17 protein-coding genes are annotated in these 26,631 nt (G+C 45.0%); 6 read left to right on the forward strand and 11 right to left on the reverse strand.

The genetic code is table 11. The features are described 5' to 3' along the window. Positions 1-120 precede the first annotated feature (120 nt). The 4 genes from MTO98_RS00515 to MTO98_RS00530 all read left to right on the forward strand — a co-directional run bounded on the left by MTO98_RS00515 (position 121) and on the right by MTO98_RS00530 (position 8,839). The gene (locus MTO98_RS00515) at positions 121-3,621 is read left to right on the forward strand and encodes a TonB-dependent receptor (RefSeq protein ID WP_243484551.1); all 3,501 of its coding nucleotides are present in this window, start codon (positions 121-123) and stop codon (positions 3,619-3,621) included. Positions 3,622-3,644: 23 nt separating this feature from the next. Beyond that, a complete protein-coding gene (locus tag MTO98_RS00520; RefSeq protein ID WP_243484553.1) occupies positions 3,645-5,426 on the forward strand; it encodes a RagB/SusD family nutrient uptake outer membrane protein in 1,782 nt (593 codons plus the stop codon). A 116-nt stretch (positions 5,427-5,542) separates the two neighbouring features. Then, complete coding sequence (locus MTO98_RS00525) at positions 5,543-6,673, forward strand: acyltransferase family protein (RefSeq protein ID WP_243484556.1); 1,131 nt, start codon at positions 5,543-5,545, stop codon at positions 6,671-6,673. Positions 6,674-6,931: 258 nt separating this feature from the next. Then, positions 6,932-8,839 (forward strand): beta-N-acetylhexosaminidase, encoded by a 1,908-nt coding sequence (locus MTO98_RS00530; RefSeq protein WP_243484558.1) that lies wholly within the window; start codon positions 6,932-6,934, stop codon positions 8,837-8,839. A 204-nt stretch (positions 8,840-9,043) separates the two neighbouring features. Here MTO98_RS00530 and MTO98_RS00535 read toward each other — a convergent pair whose 3' ends face one another. The 3 genes from MTO98_RS00535 to MTO98_RS00545 form a co-directional block, all read right to left on the reverse strand. Beyond that, the gene (locus MTO98_RS00535) at positions 9,044-10,660 is read right to left on the reverse strand and encodes an aminopeptidase P family protein (RefSeq protein WP_243484559.1); all 1,617 of its coding nucleotides are present in this window, start codon (positions 10,658-10,660) and stop codon (positions 9,044-9,046) included. A 283-nt stretch (positions 10,661-10,943) separates the two neighbouring features. Next, positions 10,944-11,939 (reverse strand): glycoside hydrolase family 43 protein, encoded by a 996-nt coding sequence (locus MTO98_RS00540; RefSeq protein WP_243484561.1) that lies wholly within the window; start codon positions 11,937-11,939, stop codon positions 10,944-10,946. 363 nt (positions 11,940-12,302) lie between these two features. Beyond that, a complete protein-coding gene (locus MTO98_RS00545) occupies positions 12,303-13,532 on the reverse strand; it encodes a DEAD/DEAH box helicase (protein ID WP_243484563.1) in 1,230 nt (409 codons plus the stop codon). Between the two features lie 378 nt (positions 13,533-13,910). On the opposite strand from MTO98_RS00545, the gene MTO98_RS00550 reads away from it, so the two are divergent. Then, positions 13,911-14,411 (forward strand): GNAT family N-acetyltransferase, encoded by a 501-nt coding sequence (locus tag MTO98_RS00550; RefSeq protein ID WP_243484565.1) that lies wholly within the window; start codon positions 13,911-13,913, stop codon positions 14,409-14,411. Between the two features lie 291 nt (positions 14,412-14,702). Here MTO98_RS00550 and MTO98_RS00555 read toward each other — a convergent pair whose 3' ends face one another. From MTO98_RS00555 to MTO98_RS00570, 4 genes are all read right to left on the reverse strand, one after another. Beyond that, positions 14,703-16,859, reverse strand: a complete 2,157-nt coding sequence (locus tag MTO98_RS00555; protein ID WP_243484567.1) for a c-type cytochrome domain-containing protein — start codon at positions 16,857-16,859, stop codon at positions 14,703-14,705. A 19-nt stretch (positions 16,860-16,878) separates the two neighbouring features. Beyond that, positions 16,879-17,907 carry a hypothetical protein gene (locus MTO98_RS00560; RefSeq protein WP_243484568.1) on the reverse strand — a complete coding sequence of 343 codons (1,029 nt, stop codon included), beginning with the start codon at positions 17,905-17,907 and terminating at the stop codon, positions 16,879-16,881. A 188-nt stretch (positions 17,908-18,095) separates the two neighbouring features. Next, the gene (locus tag MTO98_RS00565; protein ID WP_112574662.1) at positions 18,096-19,553 is read right to left on the reverse strand and encodes a DUF1501 domain-containing protein; all 1,458 of its coding nucleotides are present in this window, start codon (positions 19,551-19,553) and stop codon (positions 18,096-18,098) included. Between the two features lie 4 nt (positions 19,554-19,557). After that, a complete protein-coding gene (locus MTO98_RS00570; RefSeq protein ID WP_243484570.1) occupies positions 19,558-21,876 on the reverse strand; it encodes a PSD1 and planctomycete cytochrome C domain-containing protein in 2,319 nt (772 codons plus the stop codon). A 329-nt stretch (positions 21,877-22,205) separates the two neighbouring features. Between MTO98_RS00570 and MTO98_RS00575 the strand changes: the two genes are divergently transcribed. Further along, entirely contained in the window at positions 22,206-23,051 is an 846-nt protein-coding gene (locus MTO98_RS00575; protein ID WP_243484571.1) for a hypothetical protein, read from the forward strand. On the opposite strand, the gene MTO98_RS00580 is transcribed toward MTO98_RS00575, so the two are convergent. From MTO98_RS00580 to MTO98_RS00595, 4 genes are all read right to left on the reverse strand, one after another. Further along, a complete protein-coding gene (locus MTO98_RS00580) occupies positions 23,052-23,540 on the reverse strand; it encodes a hypothetical protein (protein WP_243484573.1) in 489 nt (162 codons plus the stop codon). Positions 23,541-23,897: 357 nt separating this feature from the next. After that, positions 23,898-24,575 carry an energy transducer TonB gene (locus tag MTO98_RS00585; RefSeq protein ID WP_243484575.1) on the reverse strand — a complete coding sequence of 226 codons (678 nt, stop codon included), beginning with the start codon at positions 24,573-24,575 and terminating at the stop codon, positions 23,898-23,900. 250 nt (positions 24,576-24,825) lie between these two features. Then, on the reverse strand, positions 24,826-25,800 hold the full coding sequence (locus MTO98_RS00590) for an integrase core domain-containing protein (RefSeq protein WP_243484318.1): 975 nt from the start codon (positions 25,798-25,800) through the stop codon (positions 24,826-24,828). Between the two features lie 114 nt (positions 25,801-25,914). After that, positions 25,915-26,622, reverse strand: a complete 708-nt coding sequence (locus MTO98_RS00595) for a peptidoglycan DD-metalloendopeptidase family protein (protein WP_243484577.1) — start codon at positions 26,620-26,622, stop codon at positions 25,915-25,917. Positions 26,623-26,631: the final 9 nt, after the last annotated feature.

The raw sequence follows: 26,631 nt of genomic DNA on the forward strand, positions 1-26,631 counted from the left end.
AAAGCTAATACCCTACGCTTGGGGAAGCATCGTATTAACTGATTAACAAACAAATTTATGATTAATTTTTACAGAAAGTCCATTCTGGCCGCCGGCCCGTGGCAAAAAACGATCAAAATTATGAAGCTGGTAACCGTTCTGCTCTTAACGGGCATTATGCAAATACACGCTGCCGCTTATTCACAAAACGTTTACAACTTTAGTGTGAACAATATTTCTGTTAAGCAAATGTTTAAGCAGATTGAAAAAAGCAGTAAATACACTGTTTTTTACCGGCTTGACCAGGTTGATGTTGACAAGAAAATAAACGTGGATGTGCAGGACGCGCCTATTGAAACCGTGATGCAGAAGGTGCTGCAAAAACAGCCCTTAACTTTCCAGGTTGTTGATGATATCATCATCATAAAACCTGCCGACGAAAGGCCCGCTATTACTGTAACGGTAACCGGCGTAGTTAAAGATGTTAACGGGCAACCTTTACCCGGTGTAAGTGTAAAGCTTAGGGGCAGCAATTTAGGTTCGGTTACCGACGTGAATGGTAAATATACCCTCACCATGCCCGATGGCAATGGTACGCTTGAGTTTGGCTTTTTGGGCTTTACTACACAAGCCGTACCGGTGAATGGGCAAACATCCATCAACGTAACTTTACTTGAGGAGTCGAAAGCGCTGAATGAGGTTGTTGTTGTTGGTTACACCACAGTGAAAAAGAAAGACCTTACCGGTGCTGTTGCTGTAGTTAACGTTAAAGACCTTAACAAACAGGCTTCATCGTCTGTAAACTCTCAGTTGCAGGGCCAGGCATCAGGTGTTACCGTAACCGGATCAGGGCAGCCCGGCGAAGAGCCGCAGGTACATATCAGGGGCTTTAACACTTTTGGCGATAATACTCCTTTATACGTGGTTGACGGTGTGGAAACTTATGATGTAAGTACGTTAAACCCTAATGATGTTGAAACTTTTCAGGTGTTAAAGGATGCGAGCTCTGCATCAATATATGGAGCAAGGGCAGCAAACGGGGTTATCATTATTACCACCAAAAGAGGTAAAGGCAAGGTAAATATCCAATATGATGCTTACTACGGCTCGCAAGTGCCTAAAGGGGGTAATGTTTGGAATACCATAACGCCGCAGCAAATGGCCGATCTGAAACTTACTGCCAAGAAAAATTCGGGCGATAATTCTATTAAAGACGCCTTGTACAATCCAAGCGGCGTTGGCTCATCTTTTACATTACCTGATTATATAACACCTGCAGGAGCAAAAGAAGGCGATCCTTCTGTAGATCCTGCTAAATATTACGTAAACCCTAATTATACATCGGCCACTGATCTTGGCAATTTTTACAGGATCACAAGGGCTAACAAAGCCGGTACCGACTGGTATCACGAACTGTTTAAAACAGCGCCGATGAACAGCCACAACATATCGCTGAGCGGTAGTAATGATATGGCCAGCTACTTGTTTTCACTTAATTACTTTAACCAGCGGGGTACGTTGATTGATACATATCTTAAAAGATATACCCTGCGCTCAAACACCAGTTTTAACGTAACCAAACACATCAGGGTGGGCGAAAACCTGTCATACTCAATAACCAAATTGCCGCAGGTAAATAACGGCCAGTCGCATTCACAGGTAAGCACCAATGATCCGGATGGCGTTATCGCTCATGGGTTAAGGGAGCAGCCTATTATTCCTGTTTATGACATAAAAGGTAATTATGCCGGCAGTTATGGTACCGGATTGGGCGATGCCAACAACCCGGTTGCTATACAGCAGCGTACAAAAAATAACGGATCAACAAGCTACCGGATCCTGGGTAACGTATTTGCCGAAGCCGACATTATCAAAGGCCTTACCTTGCGCACAAGCTTTGGCGGGGATATCATTAACAGCAATGATCATTCATTTACATTCCCTACTTATGAAAACGTAGAGAACTCATCGGTAAACACCTATAGCGAAAGTTCAGACAATAGCTATACCTACAACTGGACAAATACCTTAAGCTTCCAAAGAACATTTGGCAAGCATAATATTAACGTGGTAGTAGGTACAGAGGCTGTTGAAGATCATGACCGTTTTGTGGGTGGAAGTATCCAGGGTTTTTACACTTTTGACCCCGACTACGTAAACTTATCTACAGGTACTAACAACAAAAATACATACAGTGGTAAATCCAGCAATTCACTCTTTTCAGAATTTGCCCGTTTGGATTATACTTTTAACGACCGCTATTTATTTAACGCTACTATACGTCGTGACGGCTCATCAAAGTTCCCTGAGGATCAGCGCTATGGTTATTTCCCGGCATTTAGTGCAGGATGGCGTGTTTCGCAGGAAAATTTCATGAAAGGGATCACCTGGCTTAATGATTTAAAATTAAGGGGCGGCTGGGGTATTATGGGTAACCAGATCAACATGGGTGCTAAAGATGCTCATATCACCTTCAGTAATGATATAGGGCAGTCATATTACCCTATTGATGGCTCGCTTAATTTAACACCGGGTTTTTACCAGGATCAAACAGCAAACCCACACGCCCTGTGGGAAAAGGATATCAACTCCAACTTTGGATTTGATGCCACCCTGTTTGATGGCAGAATTGCTGTAACAGCCGACTACTATCGTAAAGATATTAAAGACCTTTTGTACAATGCCACGCAATTAGGTACTGCCGGTAACGGTGCTTTCCCTGCGCAAAACGTAGGTAAAATGAAAACCGACGGTCTGGACCTTTCCATTACAGGTAATTTTAAGGTAAGTACCGATTTAAGCTTTAATGCTACCGGTACCATGACCACCTATAACAATAAGGTGCTGAGGGTATCTGACGATAGGGACTACTTCCCAGGTTCGGCATCGAGCCGGTTTGATGGGCCAATTACCCGCAGCCAGGTTGGCCATTCATTAGGCGAGTTTTACGGTTATCAGATAGTAGGTTTCTGGAACTCACAAGCTGAAATTAACGCTGCCGACGCAAGCGCGCAAAAAATCACCAATGACCCCAATGCCTTCTACCAATCAGATGTTAAAGTTGGCCGTTTCCGCTATAAGGACGTAAATGGCGATGGGCTCATCACCGATGCCGACCGTACTTTTATTGGTAATCCAAACCCTAAAGTTACCGCAGGTTTAAATCTTGGTGTAAACTATAAAAACTTTGATGCCAGCGTATTCCTTTACGGTTCATTCGGCAACAAATTATGGAACAGCGTTAAGTACTGGCGGGATTTTTATGCATCATTCGGAACAGCCAAAAGCTATACCGCACTTAATGATTCATGGACACCAACTAATCATAATGCAAAAGCCCCTATCCAGGAGCTTGACGCCTCAACAAGCAGCGGCGCTACGCCAAATTCATACTTTGTTGAAAACGGCACTTATGTACGTATGCGCAATGCCCAAATCGGTTATACTTTTAACCTTAACAGCTTGAAAAAAGCGGGGATCCAAAAATTAAGGATCTATGTATCGGCAACCAACCTGTTCACCCTAACCGGTTACAGCGGTGTTGACCCCGAGCTGAGCGGTAACACCAAAGATTTTGGTATTGACGAAGGCAGCTATGCAAGCCCGCGCACCTTTTTATTCGGAGTTAATTTTTCATTATAACAGCAATATTTAAACGGATTACAATGAAAGCTAAAAAATATATTTCCATGGCGCTGTTAAGCACGTTATTGCTTGGCGCATGTAAAAAATCATATCTTGAAAAGCCTATTAACGGTGCTCTTGAGCCCCAGTTTCTGGAAACCGAATCAGGTGCCAATGAATTACTGGTTGGCGCATATGCAGTAATTGACGGGCAGCAGGGCGGCGATGCTTCTGTAGGCGGCGGCGGTGCATGGGAAGCTGCGCCTGATAACTGGATTTACGGCGGCGTGGTAGGCGGAGACGCTTCAAAAGGCAGTATTGCCGGCGATCAGCAGCAAATTGAACCTATGATGAAGTACATTGCTGATGCCAGCAACGGCTTTTTTGATAGTAAATGGAGAGCCGATTATGAAGGCGTATCACGTACAAACAATACCATCAAAATAACCAACAAGGTTACGTCCATCTCTGCATCAAACAAAACCAACATATTGGCACAGGCAAGGTTTTTAAGGGGCCATTATTATTTCGATCTGAAAAAGATGTTCAACAATGTACCTTATCTTGATGAAACAACAACCGATATCAATCAGCCCAACAACACGGATATATGGCCAAAAATTGAGGCTGATTTTAAATATGCTTATGACAATTTGCCCAATACACAGCCCGAGGTTGGCCGCGCCAATAAATGGGCTGCCGGTGCATATTTAGCCAAGACGTATTTGTATGAGCATAAATATGCTGATGCCAAAGTTGTATTTGACGCAGTGATAGCACAAGGCGTAACCTCTGACGGTAAAAAATACGCATTGAATGCAAAGTTTAATGACAATTTCAGGACAGCTACAAATAACAGTGCCGAATCTGTTTTTGCAGTTCAGGCAGCCGCCAATACAGATCCTAATGGCCCATCACAAGCCAATAATGGCGATATGCTGAATTTTCCATACGGAAACAGCAGCCCGTTTAGCTGCTGCGGTTTTTATCAGCCATCAATTGATCTGGTAAATCATTTCCGTACCAACCCTACTACCGGCTTGCCATATCTTGATGATTATAACAGTCATGCTATAAAAACAGATATGGGCCTGGCATCGGCCGATGATTACACTCCTGACACAAGCCCTGTCGATCCGCGCCTTGACTGGACTGCCGGCCGCCGCGGTATTCCTTATCTTGACTGGGGTATCCATCCCGGTGCCGATTGGGTACGCGATCAGCAGTATGCAGGCCCTTATTCGCCTATTAAAAATGTTTACGGCCAGGCCGAGCAGGATGTAAATGGCGACAATACTTCATGGGCACCGGGCTCAGGCATCAACTACAACCTGATCCGTTATGCAGATGTGTTGCTCATGGCCGCCGAAGTTGAAGCACAGGTTGGTAGTTTGGACAAAGCCGAAAGCTACGTGAACATGGTGCGCAACCGCGCTGCCAACCCTGATGGCTTTGTACATAAATACAAAGATGACGATGACCCAACCGCAGGCTTCACCAATGTGGCCGCAGCAAATTACAAAGTAAGCCCCTACCTGGCCGGTGCATTTGCCAGCAAAGATTTTGCACTTAAAGCCATTTATTTTGAACGTAAAATTGAGCTTGCAATGGAAGGGCACCGCTTTTTTGATCTTGTACGCTGGGGCATTGCCGATACGGAGCTTAATGCCTACCTGGCTTATCAAAGCACCCTAACCAGTGATGTTAAAGGAGGGAAGTTCATTAAAGGCAAGAGCGAATATTACCCTATTCCGTTAGTGGAGATTGACTTGAGCGCTAAAGGAGGCACACCGCAATTGAAACAAAACCCGGGCTACCATTAATTAAATACCCCTTTTATAAATATAACTTACCGGGAACTTGTTTCCCGGTAGGTTTTTATCTCGCCTTAACACCCCTGCTTCTTAAAGCTGATTATAAACATTTTTTAACCCACTTTATGGAAAAATCATCATCGCGGTTTTTATCGCTGGATGTATTTCGTGGCATGACTTTATGCTTCATGATCATCGTAAATACGCCGGGCAGCGGGGCAGCACCCTTTTCGCCGCTTGAACATGCCGCCTGGCACGGCTTTACCCCCACCGATCTTGTGTTTCCCTCCTTCCTGTTTGCAGTAGGTAACGCTATGAGTTTCTCAATGAAACGCTACCAGGAAATGGGCAACGCCGCCGTATTGAGCAAAATTTTCAGGCGTACGCTGCTCATCTTTTTAATAGGTTACCTCATGTACTGGTTTCCTTTCTTTTCAACTCATGGCGGGAGTTTTCATTTAAAACCAATTACGCATACCCGTATCATGGGCGTTTTGCAGCGCATTGCCTTATGTTATTGCTTTGCCTCGCTTATGATCCATTTTCTTTCAAAACAATCGGTTTTTATTTTATCCGGATTGTTTTTAGTCATTTACTGGGTCATTCTGCTGGTGTACGGCAATCCGGCCGACCCACTGAGTATGACCGGCAATGCAGGCATCTACCTTGACAAATTTTTGTTCGGTGTTGATCACCTGTATCATGGCGAAGGCATCCCGTTTGAACCGGAAGGCGTGTTAAGTACATTGCCGGCTATTGTTAACGTGGTTGTGGGGTATTATGCAGGCAAATTCATTCAGCAAAAAGGGAAAGGTTATGATACCACTACCAAGCTGTTATTGACCGGCTGTCTGTTTATCTTTTTGGCCCTGTGCTGGAACATGGTTTTCCCGATCAATAAAAAACTGTGGACAAGCTCTTTTGTGCTGGTTACTACCGGGCTTGATTTGGTGATCCTTTCGGCGCTGATCTATACGCTGGAAATCAATAGCTGGAACAAAGGTAACTGGGCCCGCTTTTTTACCACTATGGGTAAAAACCCGCTGCCTATTTATGTGCTTTCAGAAATATTGCTGATACCGGTAAGTATGATCATGATAAGCGGTACAAATGCTGTAGACTGGATCAATAATGCTTTTTACCAGGCTATAGCTCCGGGCCCGATAGGTTCATTGCTGTTTGCTATCAGCATTATGCTGATCTGCTGGCTGGTTGCCTATATACTTGATAAGCGGAAAATTTATATCAGGGTGTAATTTGGAATATCGGATTTTGAATGTTCGATTTCGGATTTAGATTTTTTTATCGCCCTGCGGCCGTGTCCTCACGGCCGCAGGCTGGTGTTTTTGTCTGAACCCGGATTTATAGAATTAAGTAATTACCAGAATGCTCAGCAAATTCAAAAAATTCCTTAAAATTCGAGTTCAGACAAAAAAAATCAAGGTTCAGAAAACACTTCTTAATATTATTTGAAAAGTTTAATTTGCATACATCCAATTAAATAACAATTCTTTATGAAGAAATTATCCTTATTACTTTGCGGCTGCATGGCTCACCTGTTTTCTGTAGCACAAACAGCCAAGCCGGCCCTTGCACTTATTCCGCAGCCGGTAAAAGTTACTCAAACAACCGGCGAATTTGTACTGCCCAAAACGATAGTTGTAGAGGCCGGTTCATCTGCCGATGTGGCAAATGTTACAGCCTATCTTAAGCGGAAGCTATCTACGGCTACAGGTGCATTTATTACAATAAAAAGCACAGCGCCAACGGCACCCATCAGGTTGGTTTTAAATAAAACAGCCGATACGCTGATCAAAACCGAAGGATATAAACTATCAGTAACACCTAAAAAAGTAGTGATCCGCGCTAATGATGCCGCCGGGCTATTTTATGGTGTACAAACGTTTTTTCAGTTGCTGCCTAAAGAAGTTGAAGGGTTAGAAGTAGCCAAAGGCGTAAAATGGGCTGCACCTGCTGTTGAAATTACCGACTACCCAAGGTTTGCATGGCGGGGCCTGATGTTTGATGTGGCACGCCACTTTTTTACCAAAGCCGAAGTTAAACAGTACATCGACGCTATGGTTAAATACAAGTTTAACCTGCTGCATTTGCACCTTACTGATGACGAAGGCTGGCGCGTGGAGATCAAAAGCCTGCCAAGGTTAACCGAGGTAGGGTCACATAACGTTAAAAAAGTTGGACAGTTTGGAACATTTACACCTCCTGCACCCGATGAACCGCGCACTTACGGCGGCTTTTATACCCAGGATGATATCAGGGAACTGGTGCAATATGCTAAAGACAGGTTTGTGGATATCCTGCCCGAAATTGATGTACCCGGCCATAGCCTTGCTGCAGTGGTTGCTTATCCCGAGCTTTCATGCACACCGGGTGCCGATAAATATGTAGTTAATTCGGGCGAGCCATTCATGGACTGGAGCGGCCCGCATAATAAAGCTATTGTTGATAACACCCTTTGCCCTGCTAATGAAGCCGTTTATACTTTTATGGATAAGGTGGTAACCGAAGTTGCCCAATTGTTTCCTTTCGGCTACATTCATTTAGGCGGCGATGAGTGCGCCAAAAATTTCTGGGAGCAAAGCGATGCCATAAAGGGCTTAATGGCTAAAGAGAACCTGAAGACCATGAGCGAGGTACAGGCTTATTTTGAAAAACGGCTTGAGAAGATCGTTGAATCAAAAGGCAAAAAATTTATGGGATGGGATGAGATCATTGAAGGGGGCCTTGGCCCAAATGCAGCGGTAATGAGCTGGCGCGGTATTCAAGGCGGTATCACTGCAGCAAAAGCAGGGCATGAAGTTGTAATGAGCCCAACAACCTTCGCATATCTTGATTACATGCAAAGCGACCGGGTTAACGAAACCAAAATTTATGCTACACTTCGCTTAAGTAAAAGCTATTCATGGGAGCCTGTGCCTGATAGTGTTGATGCGCGCCTTATTAAAGGCGGGCAGGCCAATTTATGGACCGAACAGGTATACAACATCCGCCAGGCCGAATACATGACCTGGCCGCGTGGTATGGCCATTGCCGAAGATGTATGGTCGCCGAAGGGTGCTAAAAATTGGGATGGCTTTTTCAGCAGGGTTGAAAAACACTTCCCGCGCTTTGATGAGGCCGAAACCAAAATAGCCCCAAGCGCTTATGACCCATCATTTGATGCTGTATTAAATGCAGATAGTACCCTCAGAATTACGCTGACCAACGAGGTGAACGGGCTGGATACTTATTACAGCTTTGACAATTCGTTCCCCGACAGGTTTTACCCTAAATATACAGCACCGATAGATGCACCTAAAGATGCAACTACACTAAGGGTGATCACCTATCGCGGTAAAAAACCGATAGGCCGTATGGTTACCATGCCATTGGCTGAGTTGAAGAGCAGGATCAAGAAGTAAGGATTATATTAAACACGAAAGCCCTTCGGATTAAGTTCCGAAGGGCTTTTATGTTTAATTACCCTCCATGTCATTGCGAGCGATAGCGCGGCAATCTCGTAGCTATACAGAGCGGATTTGCACTGTGGTAACGCATGGCTACGAGATTGCCACGTCGCCCCACCACACCGGGCCGGGCCTCGCAATGACATAAATTATAATTCACTATTTCAGCTCCGGAAATTTAGCTGCTTCAAAAATGCTTTTCTCGGTTGCTGCTTTTTCAACGTCCTGCCATTTGCGTGGTGCATCGATTGATAGAATTGTGCCGCCATCTTTGCCAATCTGTACGTCGTCTTCAATACGGACACCGATGTTCCACCATTTTTTATCGCACGGACTGCCAGCCGGAATGTAGATGCCCGGTTCAACGGTGATCACCCAGTTTTCTTCCATATTACCACGACCGCCTTTATCATGTACATCAAGCCCCAAATGGTGCGAACAGCCATGCGGGTAGTATTTGCGTACTTCGGAAGCGTTTTTTATAATACCCAGCCTGATCAGTCCGGCAGATAATACCTCTGCCGATTTTTGCTCAAGGCTTGCATACGGAACGCCTGCTTTACACAGTTTAAAGATCTCCTCCTGGGCATCGTATACCAGTTGATAAATGGCTTTTTGCTCTTCGGTGAATTTGCCGTTAGCCGGTACAGTACGGGTAACATCGGCCGAGTAGCCGTGATACTCAGCACCAACATCCATCAGCAGCAATTGATTGTTGATTTGTGTTGCTGCGTTTTCTTCATAGTGCAGGATACAGCCATTTGCACCGGCACCTACAATTGGCGGATAGCCCTCATCTTCGGCACCATATCTTTTATGTACATAAGTCATAATGCCCTCAACTTCGCGCTCGCTCATGGTTGGCTTTACCGATTTCATTACTTCCAAATGGGCAAGGCTTGATATTTCAACGGCTTTTTTCAATACAGCTATTTCCTCCGGCGTTTTTACACCGCGAAGTTTGGAAGTAAATTCAGCATATCCGGTGTTACCTCCGTAAGTTGTGGCAATCTTTGCCTTAACATCGGCAAGTGTCACAGAATCGGGTTTGGCCACCAATTGTTGTATAAGCTGGTTATTTTTGTGGTCATCATCTGCGAACTTATCTTTAAAATAAGTCATGACGCGGTCTAAATTTTGAGGAGTGACCATTCTTGCTATCAAATTAAGGTCACCCATAACCTGCCTGTTGGTTTCGGTTATATTGGCTTTGCTTTTAAACGCGGCTATAAGTTTCTTAAGCTCTCCTGTCGATCCATCGCCCGAAACATCATCCGGTAGTACATCGTAATATACATTGGCAAACTTTTTAAAATCCACCGGGAATTTTGCAAAATCCTCGCTGTTATAAACCCGTTTAAAGCCAAGCCGGGTTTTGGCCCCTTCAATGCCAAGCCTGCGTCCTGTCCATTGTTCGCGGGTAGCATCGCGGTGGCGCACAAATAACACCTCGTTATAACTGCTGTCGCCATCGGCCTGTGTGTCTTTAAATATTAACAGAACAGCGTTAGGCTCTTTATATCCCGAAAAATAATACAAGTCGGGATTAGGATGATAAACATAATTAACATCATTTGAAAACACCTGCTCTGGATACGAAAAGATCACCGTTACCGAATTGGCAGGCATCAGATTGCGGAGTGCCTGGCGCCTTCCGGCATGAAATTCTTTGCTTAAATAATCGGTGGGCAAGTTTTCGGCGGTTTGTCCGAAACTGCGGCTGCCGCCGCTCAGGGCAAGTAAAATAACTAAAGCCCTGAAAAAAGATCGCGTCATAATGATAAAGGGATAATGTCAGTCAAAAAACGGTTTAAGATACTAAATATCAAAGATTATCTTGTTCACCCTTTTAGGGGGAAAAGAACGATGTACACGGGTAATAAAAAAAGTCATTGCGAGGAACGAAGCAATCCCCAAGAGGCAGAGCAGCCATGCAGGTTTCTCTGTAAAGTTGGGGATTGCTTCGTTCCTCGCAATGACGGGAGTAGAAAGAGCAGCTTCATTTCCCCCAGAGCCCTCTGCGAGAGTCCCTGAGGGGACGTTAAACTAAATAAGCAGCTTACTTAATTTTTCTTGCCGTTACGCCTTCATTCGTGATCTTAACCGGCAGGATCTTTCCATCCTTGTCAAAATACATTTTATCAATGCAGGTAACGCGATGGTTTCCATCTGTTTCGGTTAACGGGCGGCGATGGTAAACTATATACCATTCATCCTTGCCCGGTACCTGGATCACCGAGTGATGGCCTGCACCGGTTGCTATGCTGGCATCCTGCTTCAATATAGTGCCAATGCGGTTAAAAGGGCCAAAAGGCGAATCACCAATAGCATACGCCACGCGGTAATCCGGGCCGGTCCAGCCGCCTTCGCTCCACATAAAATAATATTTTCCTTTGCGTTTAAACATCACTGGGCCTTCAACATAATCTTTTGGGGTGATCAGTTTGTAGGTTTCACCATCTTTAAAGGGCTCAATACCTGTAAAATCATTTTTTAGCCTTACGATATTGCACTGGCCCCAGCCACCATAAATCATGTAGTACTGGCCGTCGTCATCTTTAAACACAAACTGGTCTATAGGTTGGGCCTTATTGATGATTTGCCCAATGAGTGGTTTCCCTAATAAATCCTTATACGGGCCTTCTGGTTTATCACCAACAGCAACGCCTATTCCACCAACTTCATTATTATTCTGGATATCGTTAGCGCCGAAAAAGATGTAGTATTTGCCGTCCTTTTCGGTTACGGCAGGAGCCCACATAGCGCGCTTTGCCCATTTTACTGCCGCTGTATCAATGATGCGGGGATGCTTTGTCCAGTTGACCAGGTCGGGCGATGAAAAGGCATCCATGAACACCTGCTCGTTATATTTGGCCGAATAGGTTGGGTATACCCAGTATTGCTTATTAAAGATCTTAGCCTCCGGATCGGCATACCAGCCTTCAACAATAGGATTGCCTGATGTTTTTTTCTCTTGTGCTAATGCTTTGTTTGCGGATGTGGTAAGTGCCACACCTAATGCTGCCAGTAAAACCAGTTTTTTAGGGATGATCATTGGGAAATGGATTTTTGGTCTAAGATATTAAAATCGATAAAACGTTTTAGTAATGGGACACTAATTTATTCAAATTGAAGCGAATTACACGAATTTCAGATTACCGGGATTGATATTGAGAGCTCCTGTAAAATTCATTGGCGTTGACTTTAGTCGACGGAATGAGGTAGCAAATTAAAAGGCTTTATCCAAATGCCGCTTGAACAGTTTGGGCTAAAGCCCGGTTGTTCGTTTCTTTTTAACCGTTGACTTTAGTCAACGGCAATGAAATAATTATTGCAGATATCAGGTTCCTATTAACCCAATCTAATTCGTGTAATTCGATTAAATTGTGTTCAACTTAAAAGTATTCGTGAAAATCTTTTAATTACCGGTATTTTGTTGTTTCGGTTTCTTTTTGCCCCAGCGACGGTTAGGTTTCCTTTTGGCATCACCTTGCGCAGGTTCAGGCTTAAGGGGTTGTATTGAGGCTAACTCATCAGGCAGCGCCATTAGCTTGATAGGCTTTTCTATCAGTTTTTCAATGTTTTTTAACTTTCGCTCATCGCGATGGTTAACAAAAGTAATAGCTGTGCCGGTGGTGGCTGCACGGGCCGTACGACCAATACGGTGGATATAATCTTCCGGATCGCCGGGAACATCATAATTGATCACCAGGTCGATGCCTTCCACATCAATACCCCGCGAAAGCGCATCGGTACCGATGATAACTGGTAATTGCTTGTTTTTGAACTTAAGCAGGATCTCCTCACGCTCTTTTTGCTCCAGATCGGAGTGGAAAGACATGGCATTGATCTTTATAGCCTTGAGCTCTTTATATAATGCTTTAACAATTTCCTTGCGGGAGGCAAATATGATAATGCTGGTAAATGCCGAATCTTTAAGGATATGCTGCACCAGCGGCGTTTTTTGTTGATCATGCACCCTGTAAACTTGCTGATCGATACCAACAGCAGGCTGCGAAATAGCGATATTGATCTGCTCAGGATCTTTCAGGATAGCTTTAGCTAAGGAGCGTATACGGCCCGGCATGGTTGCAGAGAACAACAGCGTTTGCCTTTCTTTTGGCAGGTAGCTGATGATCTTCATAATATCATCCGAAAAACCCATATCCAGCATCCGGTCGGCCTCATCAAGTACCAGGTGGGTAAGATGATTAAGCTTTAGTACACCCGATGTAAGGTGTGCTATAAGCCGGCCTGGAGTAGCTACAATGATATTTACATTATTTTGGATGCCCCGGCGCTGCTGCTCGTAAACAATCCCGTCGCCGCCGCCAAAAACTGCAATAGAGCTGATGCCGGTAAAATAAGCAAGGCCTTCAACCTGCTGATCTATTTGCTGCGCAAGCTCGCGGGTTGGGGCAAGTATAAGGGCGCTGGTATGGTGTTTATTTGTTTTGCTGATGCTGTTTAAAACAGGCAGCAGGTAAGCTCCGGTTTTACCGGTGCCGGTTTGAGCACATGCAATCAGGTCGCGCCCTTCCATAATGGTTGGGATAGCCATGGCCTGTATGGGTGTAGGGTTTAGGAAACCCATGCTCTCTACACCTTCAAATAATTGCCCGTTAAAATTAAAATCCTGGAAAGTCACTATATCTTATAAGTAAAGATATGCAAGGTATAAAAAAATTAACGGTAAATGAGGGTTTTACCATAATTGAGCTACCGTTAAAGGATCAAAATAACTAATCGGTTCACCTCCGGCCCAACACAGGAGGTGCCTACAGAGCCAAAAGGGTTTGTTTCATTTTCTATAAACAGGGTACTCCTAATGAGTTCTATGCATGCGTGCTTTTTAAATTCCATAGAAGTACCATGTTTATAGTCAAAAAACAAAACAGATATCAAGGCTACGAGGTGCCTCCTATTGCATTTCAAGGCACATGTCCTGCAAAATTTGCCTATAGCAACTCTTTAATGACACTCATCTTACCTTCATAGGTATTCAAAAAATTATTTTTGAATACCTATGAATATTATCACCCAAACGCCGCGCCTGCTTATCCGCCAGTTTATAGCCGAAGATGAAGAGCTTTCGACTGTTATGGATGCCGATGACCGTCTTACCCAATATGTAAAAAAACGTACTCCGCAGGAGAGTAAGCAGGTTTTTAAAGATACGCTGAAGGAATATCAAAACGGAACCGGCCTGGGCAGATGGGGGATTTTCAATATTGCAGATAATGACTTTATAGGCGTTTGTGCCCTTAAGCCCAGCGATTACGACAAGAGCCGCATTGAACTTGGTTATCGCATTCACCTCAAATACTGGGGACAGGGCATTGCAACCGAATTGGCTGAAGCATTGGTTAACTACGGCTTAAGTAAAGTTGGATTAAAGGAGGTTTGTGCTGTTACACACCCGCAAAATGCTGCATCACAAAGGGTATTGATCAAAGCTGGCTTTGTACGCGAAGGGATTGTATTTTGGTATGGCGAGGATGTGCCTTTTTTTAGGATAAGTAGATAATTGAAAAAAATAGAAAACTAAAGGGCATCATGCCCATTCTCCGGAGAATATTAGCTTGCGCACATTTTAGCTTGTGCTTGTTTTTAACGAGTACTAATGTGGTTTGGCATTTGTAACGCCATTTACGGTGCTTACGTTACAAACGTAAGTCCATGTTAAGCACTCATCACAGATGAGCGCAAGGTGTATGTAAATAAAAAAGGTCATTGAGGAACGACGAAGCAATCTCATAACTGGGCCTATCGAATTTGTACTGGTCGAAGTTTAGCGATAGCGTGACTTCCACAAGTATCAATTCAAAAACACCTCATCCAAAAACACCCACCCTGGTTTGCCTTTAGCCGGGTGCCATGCCGGAACACTTTTAAGCGGCTGGGCAACCAGTTTTATGCATGACACCTTTTGGGCCGATCTTAACTTACAATCCATCGGGGTCAACGCAAACTGATCGGCTTGGTTAGGTATTGCTGTTTTAACCGTGCTTAATAGTTTCATATGATCCTGGTCGGCCCCGCCCCAAACTTCAACCCCGGCGGGTAAAAAGATCTGCGAGCCTATATTACGCATTACATTAAGGCTCACCGAATGCAGGTCAATTGGGTTATTGAACCACATAATAACTACCAGGTCTTTTTGTGATGCCAGCCATTTACCGTTGCCAAAATTGCCGCCACCCAATTCTTTGTCAATGATGGTTTTTGCGCCGTCGCCTTTGTACTTATTATCCGGATGTGTAATAAAGCTGATGCTATCGGGCGTATAGGCACATTTGTAAACATTAAACTGTACCGTATCGCTGCCCTTCCAGCCAGCTTTAAATGCCCTTGCTTTTATCACGGTACTTTGGGTAAATACAACCCCTGGCTTGTAGGATGCAGCATTGATACTGTCAGGTGCCGAACCATCTGTAGTATACCTGATATCTGCCCCTTTTATGGGATTGCTAAGCTGCAGGGCATAGCTCTGCTTAAATATAACAGCGGCGTTCTTTAACTGCGGACTGGTAAGCTTCATTACTTTACCGTCATCCTTGAAGCCGGTTAACAGGTTAAGCTTTGGATTTTGTTTCTGAAGCGATTGCAGGTCGGCAGGGTTCAGGCCGCTATCCCATACCGCCAGCTCATTGAGGGTTTTTATATCGATAAGTTGTTTTACATCGGCTATGTTGAGCTTAACTCCCGCCAGAGAAACGCTTTTGAGATATTTTAACCCGGTTAATTCTTTTAAGCCCTTGCCGGTAATATCACTGAAATTGAGGTTTAGCCTGCGCAGGTTTTCAAATTTTGCAATCGTTTTCAGATCGGCATCTTTTACGGGCATCTTGTTCAGGTCTAATGAAACGACCTGTTTCCTGATAGAACTTAATTCGTCCAGCACCTTAACATTATAAGTGCTTTTATTGTAGATGTTAACTGCCAGCGCCGGAGATTCATTGGCCAGCGGATAAACAGCACGGTAGTTATTATTGAGCTTTTGGATCTCCTTTTCATTAGCAGCTGAGAAATCATAAACCTCTTCTTCGCTTTCGGCCGGCTTTAAGCGGGTAGAAGCGATCATGCGCAATGAATCGGAAGCAGACAGGTCGATCACTTTTTTGCTGAAACCGGCTTTACTTCTTATCCAAAGGTAAAGCAGCATTTTTTCATCATCGGTAAGCTGGGTTTTACCGGTTGGCGGCATGTGCTTCTTTTCGGTTTCGGGCAGGTGCACGCGTTGCAGGAGCAGACTCATTGCTGGGTCGCCCGCTACGAATAATTTGCCGTTTTTGCCCCCTTTCATTACTGCAGCCGAATCGGTAAGCATGAGGCCGCCCTTCATTTTATCGGGATTATGGCAGCTCTGGCATTTTACCTCGAATATAGGGCGGATCACGTCGTTATAAACCAGCGCCTGGTCTATAGGTACCGCATTTTTACTTTTATCCATCACTGGTCCCAAAACAAAATCATTGCCATGGGTAAGGTTACCGCCCAGGTGCCCGGCAACAATCAAACAGAAAACAGTGATCACAGCGCCAGCTTTGGCAAGCCCAACGGTATACTTTGTAGTGTGGCGAATGAGATATACGCCGTACCCCGCAAAGGCCACACTTACGCCAAACCATTTATGCCACTGTAAAGTATCACCTTCGTAACCTGATTCCCTCGACAGGAATAAGCCCATGATCACCGTTATGGAGGATAGCAGCGCGCCTAAAAGCAGCAGGTAGCTTGTAAAAGTTTGATACAATTTTTCATTAATAAACTCCGGGCGGTAACGGAAAAACTCCATCACCATGGCCAGCATCAGTATCACTATCGGGAAATGCAGGATGAGCGGGTGCATGCGGCCAACCGGTTGCAGCCAGCGCGGCACAACCAGGCTGTCGCCTGCTATGAGCAATACAATAATGAAAATGTTGAGGGCAAATAATGCCCCCTCTGCAATACCTTTATGGCTGCTTTTCATATACGCCGGGCTGTATGAGTTAATTAACCCTTGTAAATTTATAAGGGTACACCTTGCCCGATGCCCATTGCGCTACGTACAAATTCTCGTCGTTGTCCACACAAACATCGTGCGGGTTAAGGAAAATCTTTTCGGCCTGTGCCATAGGCTGCAGCACGCCATCAGTATACACAGGTTCGGTGCCGCCAAGGTTTGATACTACTTTATTGTTTTTATCCAATATGGTGGTGAAGCCGGTATTTTCCTTGCTCAGATCGGGCGAGCGAAGCACGGCGGCATACAAATGATCGCCTTTTATTACCGGACGGCAAACACATGCACCGGGCAGCTTGATCACTTCCTGCAATTTACCATCCATGCTGAAGCGTTTAAAGCAGTTGCGGGTACGGTCGGTAACAAGCAACGTAGGCGTACCATACCGCCTGTCAATCACGATGCCGTGGGCGTTATCCAAATGCTCATCCCCTTCACCTTTGCCGCCGAAGAAGCCTTTTAACTTACCATCTTTATCATAGTGTGTAACGTATTGGGCACCATAGCCATCAGCAATAAAAATATCACCGTTGGTGTCGATAGTGGTTTCGGTTGGCACAAACTCTTCGGGCTTTTTGTATACGCCGGTTTCAAGCGGTACGTCAATGGTCATTAAAATACGGCCATCCAATGTGGTTTTATATACCTGGTGTTTTACGGTATCGGTAATGAATAGTACTTCTGTTCCATTTTCATTAAACAGGGTCAGGCCATGTGCGCCGGGGAATTCATGTCCCCAGGTGCTTAACAGCTTGCCCGATTTATTATAGATGAGCACATTGTTCTTAGTCTCGTTGGTAAGCAGCAAAATGCGGCCCTTTGAATCCTGCACCATCTCATGGCAATCGTTCACCGGGTTTTTCTGCGAATCGGCCTTGCTCCAGTTTTTATCCATGCGGTAGCGCATATTGCCATGGCCGTAAATTGGCCCGTCGTCTTTGGCTAACATGTCTTTAGCTATAAAAAAGCCTGCTGATAAAACTGAAGTGTGCTTGATAAATTCTCTTCTTTCCATACCGTTGATTTTTATGATTGCGTTGATTTCGCTGATATTATTTCTTTTGATTACACCGATTGCTGGGTGATTTCACCGATTACTGATTTTTTTGATTCCTTGTCATCATGCCATTGCGAGGCACGAAGCAATGACATGAGTTTTATTTTTTTAAGCCCTCTCCCTTTAGGGGAGGGTTTGGGTGGGGCTTACGCTATTATCCCCTTCACCACATTCCCCGCCACATCCGTTAACCTATATCTCCTGCCCTGGCTTTTAAAAGTTAGTTTTTTATGGTCGATGCCAAGCTGGTTAAGGATGGTGGCATGAAAGTCATGCACATGCACCGGATCTTTTACAATGTTGTAGCCAAACTCATCTGTTTCGCCGTAAACTATGCCGGGTTTGATGCCGCCACCGGCCATCCAGATACTGAAACAGCGTGGATGATGATCGCGACCGTAATTGGCTTTTTCCAGTTTGCCCTGGCTGTAATTGGTGCGACCGAACTCTCCGCCCCAGATCACCAATGTTTCGTCAAGCAGGCCGCGTTGTTTCAAATCGGTAACCAATGCCGCCGATGCCTGGTCTACGTCTTTGGCCTGTCCGGCCATTTCCTGCGGAAGGTTGCTGTGCTGGTCCCAGCCCTGGTGATAGAGTTGCACAAAGCGTACCCCGTTCTCTGAAAGCTTGCGGGCCAGTAAACAGTTTGCTGCGTAAGTGCCGGGAATAAGGCATTCGGGCCCGTACATCTTCACAATATCGTCCGACTCCTTGCTTACGTCCATAATTTCGGGTACTGCGGTTTGCATGCGATAGGCCATTTCATACTGCTGTACCTTGGTGTTTATTTCCGGGTCGCCAAACTCTTTGTAGTTCATGTCGTTTAGCTCGGCCAGTTTATCAAGCATCTTGCGACGCTCGTGGCGGTTCAGGCCTTCGGGATCATTTAAGTACAGGATAGGGTCTTCGCCGCTGCTAAATTGTACGCCCTGGTGAATGGAATCTAAAAAGCCATTACTCCACAGTTTGGAATAAACACCCTGTCCGTTTCCTTTTCCTTTAGAGAGCAGCACGGTAAATGCAGGCAGATTTTTGTTCTCGCTGCCAAGGCCATAGCTTACCCACGAGCCCATGCTGGGGCGGTTGCCTTGCTGTGCCCCTGTCTGGAAAAAGGTAAGTGCGGGGTCATGGTTAATGGCATCGGTGTTCAGCGAACGAATGATACAGATATCATCGGCAATTTTACCTATGTGCGGAAACATGTCGCTGATCCAGGCGCGCGACTCGCCGTATTGTTTAAAATCATAAAATGAACCCACCAGCGGGAAGGAAGCCTGTTTGGCTGTCATTCCTGTTAAAATCTGGTTGCCTCGTACAGACGCAGGCAGCTCCTGCCCCATCATTTCGCGCAGCTTTGGCTTATAGTCAAATGATTCCAGTTGTGAGGGCGCTCCATCCTGGAACAGGTAGATCACCCTTTTGGCTTTTGGCGCAAAGTTGGGGATGCCGGGGATAAAATCAGCTTCGGCTTCATCGCCTTTTCCGCTAAACAGGTCGGGAATGAGCAATGAACCCAGCGCTACGCTGCCAATGCCCAAACTGAGCCTTGAAAGAAACCTGCGCCGGTTGATGTTAAGCCTGTTTTCTAAAAAATCTTTTTCCATGTGCTCAGGTTTTTGTTATTGCTTCTTCCAAATTATACATGGTGTCAACCACTTTCATCATGGCTGCCAGCGTTACTTTATCCAGGTTGGCCGGTACCGGGTATTCGCCTACGTTGAGCAGTTTTTCGGCATCGGCTTTTTTCATGCTTTTTAATTCATCGGCATAATATGAAGTTAAAATAGCCAGTTCTTTTTCCTGCGGATGCCTGGATAGGATCAACCGGAACGCCTTGGTGATCTTTTCTGTCGATGTGCTTTTATCCTGCAAAAGTTTGGCGGCTAAAACGCGGGCGCTTTCCAGTACTGTCGGGTCATTAAGCATTACCAAAGCCTGTAATGGGGTGTTGGTGCGCAGGCGTTTCACCTCGCACTGGTCGCGGTTACTGGCGTCAAAAATGCCCAGCGATGCTGGTGGAACGGTGCGCTTAATCAGCGTGTACATACCTCTTCGATACAAGTTAGGCCCGTGCACCTGTTTGTAATTGGCCAGGATCCCCCTGCCCGATGTAGCGTTTTCCCAAAGGCCCGGTGGCTGATAAGGGTTAACACTTGGGCCGCCAATGGTAGGGTTAAGTAACCCGCTGCTGGCCAGTACCAAATCGCGGACAAATTCTGCCGGTAAACGGCCTCTTGAGCCCCGGGCCAATAAAGTATTATCAGGATCGGTTTTTAACTTTTCGGGTGTTACTGCCGCCGATTGCCGGTATGTGGCCGACATCACGATCTGTTTTACCAATCGCTTGATGTTCCAGCCATGATCACGGAAATCAACTGCGAGCCAGTCCAGCAATTCCGGATGCGATGGCAGGTCGCCCTGCATGCCGAAATCGCCCGAGCTTTTTACAATGCCCTTGCCAAAAAACTCCTGCCACATCTGGTTTACAAATACACGGGCAGTAAGCGGGTTGTTTTTGTTGAACAGCCATTCGGCCAAACCTAAGCGGTTTTTAGGATAGTTATTAGTGAATGGTAATATCGATTTAGGCGTACCGGCTTCCACCTCATCGCCATGAGCATCGTAGTTACCGCGTTTAAGGATATAGGTTGGCCGTACCTTGTTGCTATCGGTCATGATAGAAACAATCAGTTTATCGGTATCTTGCTTATTCACAAAGGTCAGGATCTTTTTAACGTCATCGTTACTGATCTGCATCATGGGGTTTTTGGCGTAGGTTTCGGGCCCGCCAACGGTTGATTGCAGCCCTACTTCCTTCACATTGTTAAAAAAGGCGTAAACCTGGTAGTATTCTTTTTGCGAAAAAGGGTCGTATTTGTGATCATGACAATGGGCGCATTCAAGCGTAACGCCCAGCATAGCTTTGCCGAAGGTATTGGTACGGTCGGTTACATAGCTTACACGGTATTCCTCGTCAATTACGCCGCCTTCTTCGGTTATTTTGTGGTTGCGGTTAAAGCCGGTTGCCAGTAATTGTTCTTTAGTGGCGTTGGGTAGCTGATCCCCGGCTAATTGCCAGGTGATGAATTTATCGTAAGGAAGGTTTTCGTTATAGGCATGGATCACCCAGTCGCGCCATGGCCATTGCGTGCGGTAATTATCATCCTGGTAGCCGTGCGAATCGGCATAACGGGCAACATCCAGCCAGTGCAGCGCCATTTTTTCGCCGTATTGCGGGGTTGCCATCAGTTTATCCACCATTTTTTCGTAGGCGTTAGGGCTTTTATCGGCCGAAAACTCATCCATTAGCGCAAGGGATGGCGGCAGACCGGTAAGATCGAGCGAAATCCGTTTTAACAGGCGTTCTTTATCTGCTTCGAGATTGGGTTCAAGGTTTGCCTGCTCCATTTTTTGCAGCACAAAATTATCGATAGCGTTTTTAGGCCATGCCGTATTTTTTACTGCAGGAACAGGGTAATTGCGCGGGGCAACGAAAGCCCAGTGTTTTTCATATTTGGCCCCCTGTTTTATCCATTTGTGAATAAGCCCAACCTCATAAGGCGATAACCTTTTCAGGTTGGATGATGCAGGTGGCATCTGCTCGGTAGTATCTTTAGTGGAGATACGTCGATAAACCTCAGATTGCATCGGTTCGCCGGGGACAAGGGCGTGTGATGACGGATTATCTTTTAATGCTTTGTAGGCACTTTCGGCAATGTCCAGTCGTAAATCTGCTTCGCGATGGGATGCATCGGGACCGTGGCATTTGAAGCATTTGTCTGAAAGTATCGGCCGGATGTTAAAGTTGTAGCTGATGGTATCGGGCACCTGTTCTTCGGCCACTCCGCCGGATGAATGGCAGGAATAAAACGTGTACAGCATGCAGATGGCTATTGTAAGCCATACATAATACAACTTCCGGTACATGGGTTTAAAATTGGTTAAACAGAAACTAAAGTTATGCAATTTATAGTACAATTTGCAAATACACATTTGTACCGCAAATCAGTTTACCGGGGTTAATATAGTATGAAAAACTTAATGTTCATACATTTTGTACAAATGTTTTAACATATGTGGTTTTGGCCATCGTGAAACGAAAAAAAACGGGGATTTTATATAGCAAGTAAATTGCCCGTTACGGCTAACATTTAGTTTTTTTTATCGTAAAAAGAAGATGGTAAGGGCTGCGGGCCCATGTCAGTGCAGCCTACGAAAAGATGGCATTATTACCACATGGAAATTTATATATCTGAATGAAATTAAAATTAAGGCTATTGCTGCTATTGTTATTGATAGTGACAACCGGTTTTGGTTTTTACCTATACCAGCGCTATTCGTTTGAGAAAAGGCACGCTTTTGTGCCTGAAAAAAAGCATAGGAACGAGGTTTTACGTGTGGGGATCATCGGCGACAGCTGGGCAACCGGTATTACCATAGATACCATTATCAGGGATGAATTTAAAAAGCGGGGTATTAACACAGAGGTGATATCATTCGGGCAACCTGAAGCAAAAACCAAACAAATTTACGATAACCTGTACGCAAACCCTGGTCAGCCTTATTCAAGTTCTGAAATATTGCACCATAACCTCGATTACTGTATCATTTTGGCCGGTACCAGCGATGCCGAGGGCGAGATGGGGGCTAAGTTTTACGCGTATTACTGCTCGCTGATCATCAGCGACCTGGCACGCAACAATATCGAGCCTGTTTTTGTCACTATGCCCGAATTTGGGTTTAAAGAAGAAACAGACAGTCTTGATATCCTGAAGAAAGTGCGCAACGAGGTTTCGTCCCTGTTGATTGACAATGGTAATACCCGGAGTTTGGATGGATACCGTAAACAGGCAAACGAAATGTTAAAGGATACTCATCTGAAAGACTCGACCATAGTGGTGCCTTTTAATCTCGTATGCGATGATTATGAAAAACACAAGATTCTTTATCGCAATACAGGCCATCTTTCAACCGTGGGCAAGCAAAAAATGGGAAAGCTTATTGTGGAATATATTTTGCAAAAGGAAAAGGTTGCGAGGATGAAACCGCTTAATACCAATATTGTTGAATTGGGGCGGGTTAAGAAAAATAAACGGGCCTGATCATTTATCCGGGTGCATTGCTTCCAGTTTTTTAATATCCCTGTAAACAATGTAAAGCGGTATGATCCCGAAAATACCAAAGCAGCAGTCGATAAACCGCCAGTAAACGGGGATGCCACGGATAGGCCCGGCTATAAAGGCCAGCGGGAATACCATTATACAGGCAATCATTCCAAACTCAATTATCCATATGTTTTTTACGGGGTCTTTCAACGGCCCCATAAATGCCATCGCAATAACCAGGTGACCGAAAGCCAGCCAATCGGTACCGTAGGCCAGGTAAGGATAGTTTTGGTTGGTGATTTTTACAGCCTGATAAACATTGCTTATCCAACTCTGCATAAATTGAGGAAATATGGCCGAATGATTTGCGAAGAAAGCAAGCTCAGTTTCAATAGGGAATGCGGTTACACCGCTTAATACCAGGCCAATAATGAATACAACTATCCAGGTTTTTATTTTTTTGCGAAGTTCAGGTTCGGTTTTCATGACCCTGGTAAGGTAGCAAATTTATGGGTTGTGAGTGTATCGCAAAGGCGCGAAGACGCAAAGATTTTAACTTGCGCTCGTTTTTTTAACTCGCGCTCGTTTGCAACGAGTGCGTAACCTGGGCTTGCGTTTGTAACGCAATGGCGATGCAATCGCCAGTCCATATTAAGCGCTCGTCGCAAACGAGCGCAAGGTTAAAGTTGTCCGGAAAAACAAACTAAAATCATGTCATTGCGAGCGTAGCGTGGCAATCTCGTAGCCAATGCATGTCCGATCTGTATGACTACGAGATTGCCACGTCGCCCCGGCGTTCTGTCCGTGCCGCTCCTCGCAATGACATATTTTTCACTAAACCATTTAGCGGGCTGCGCAATACTTCCTTATAAAATTGTCGGCTTTATCGCTGCCTATATTGCGGATAAAATTCCAGTCGTGGCAGGCACCTTCTTTATCGCCTTGCTTAAATTTTTCATTGGCCTGATTTAGTACATCGTTTATGAAATCGTCATCATAGCCAAGCTGTTTTTTGAGGTTGATGATGATAGCTTCTTTAGTGGTATCGGCCTTGCCTTTATATTTATTGCTGTAGTAGTTGGTAACTGCATTTTCAAGCTCCTGCTGTGCTTTATAATTGGCAATGGCGCTTTGCATATCACGGATGCTGGCAGGGCCGCAACGCGCCGGATCAGGGTCAAAGCGGATAGGCTGAACAATCGTGGTTTTAACATTATATCCCGGCGGGATTGTCCACTGCCCCGAGGTGAGTTTAATAACCCTCAAAGCCTCGTCGTCAAGGTCAATGCCGGGGCCATTCTGCACTTTGGCATCGTGTACCACACCATCTTTATCAATCATAAATGAAACATTGATTGAGCCCGAAATGCAGTTTTGCCGCGAGTATTCGGGGTAGACGATCTTAGCCTTCAGGAAATCATTTAACGCTTGCGTGCCGCCTTTAAATGCCGGCTGTTGGGCAAATGAATAGCCTGCTGTGAAAATGAGCAATGCGATATGGAAATACAGCGCTTTAAGCATAATATAAATATCGACAATAAATTGTGGATTATGTTTGGGAATTTTATTGGGGAGATATTATTGGTGTGCGGAAGATGAAATAATTTCTTTCAAAAAACTATGTCATTGCGAGCGCAGCGTGGCAATCGCGTAGCAAATGCATGTCCGCTCTGTATAGCTACGAGATTGCTACGTCGCACCCAATGCTCATTGCCGTTTTGCTCCTCGCAATTGTAAGTGTTTAGTAATTCGGAGACAGAATCAGGTGTTTTTATTTGTTGTTTAAGGCTGCCATTTCAATAGGTTTTTTGCCGTTAATACCCTGATGCGGCCTTTCCCAGTTATAGTAAACGAGGTACTTGAGCAATTCATCCTCCAATTCTTCGAAGCTGTCAAAATCGGTGTCTTCGATCAGATCTTCTTTAAGTGTACGCCAAAAACGTTCTACCTTGCCGTTCGTCTGCGGGCGGTAAGGTTTCATATATCTTCTTTTGATACCAGTTTCCACCAACATTCGTTCAAAGGGATGGTTTTTCTTATTTAAGCTGGTAGAGGTGCCAAATTCAGGGCCGTTATCAGCGATGATCTCTTCGAACTGAATACCAAATTCGCGCTTAAGGGCTTGCATACAGCGCAGCGAAGTAAACATGGTGGTCAAGGCGGTAATATCTTCCATCACCTCTGCCCAGGCAAGACGGGAATGATCGTCCAACACACAAAGCAGGTACAGCTTCCTGTTTTGTCCCCTGATCACACTTTTACTCAGGTGATGACAGTCTATATGTCCTAACTGGCCCATGCGTTCCTTGATGATCTTTCGCTTTACTTCCTTATCTGTAACAGTTAAACGGTTCTTGTTGTGTCGCTTCAGGATGTTGTACACCCCTGAAGGCGATGGGGTAAAGTTATTAGCTTTTTGTTTAAACCGGTCTGCTATCTCGAACTTATTGCAGCCTCGCGAACGCAAATCGAGCACTTGCTGTTCATCCTGGGGATCAGGACGCCGTGTACTGTACTTAGGCCCACGTTTACCAGGTAATAAGTCGAGTTCATTACCGGATTGTTTAAACCGATTGTAATACTTCAGAAAACTTCTCCGGTCGGTATCATGAGCCAAATAAAAGTCTTTAGCGAACCTAAAACCCGGGTGTTCCCCACGCTTTACCTGCTCATATTCGCTGATTAAAAAACGATACTTACTGAGATAGTTTCGCTTTAAGGTGAGGTCAGTAGTGTTTATTCGCATAACAAAATTAGCTTAGTTATATAAAGCTAATTCTGTCTCCGAATTATCTAACCTTTACAGCAATGACATGACTTTTTTACCAAAACAGAAAGGTATTGCGCCTTTGGAATGGAGCTATCCCACATTCACCGCATCCGGAAACCTCAATATCAATCCAGGGTCGGGGATATTCTTCTGCCAGATCTCTTTTTCTGAAAACTTTCCTACGCCGGGATAATCACCCTGCTTGCCTTCCATATCAAACATCAGCTGAAAATGAAGGTGGGGCGGCCATTGACCGTTTTCATCGGAACTACCAAAAGTTGCTATCTGCTGATTTTTAAGTACAGGCTTACCTGCAGAAAGACCTTCCAAACTTGTTCGGCTTAAATGGCCGTACAGACTATACAGCGTCAGCCCGTCCAGGTTATGTTGTAAAATGATGGTGGGGCCATAATCGCCAATGTTGTTATTGTCCTGGTAGCTGTGCACTACGCCCTCAAGCGGGGCATATACAGGCGTGCCGGCATCACACCAGATATCAACACCTAAATGCAGGCGCCGGGGCTCATCATCGGTATCAAAATGGCTGCTGAAAGCGTAAATGGTGCGGTGCTCCATGTACCCGCCAATACCATAGCGGCAGTTATTGGTATGCAGTTTATCGATAATCAGTTGACTAAACAGCCACGGCCTGTTAATAACCTCTGCCGTCAACTCTTTGTTGCCGGCAGTAAGGTCAAAGTGGTAAAGGCGGTCATGGCTTGCATCAAAATCAACTACTTTGCCAACGGCATCGGGATGATTGTTGATGTAGTTAGCAAACAGCAAGTGCCGGTTCATCAAAAGCTA

The organism is Mucilaginibacter sp. SMC90 (assembly GCF_022811725.1).
Taxonomy (GTDB): domain Bacteria; phylum Bacteroidota; class Bacteroidia; order Sphingobacteriales; family Sphingobacteriaceae; genus Mucilaginibacter.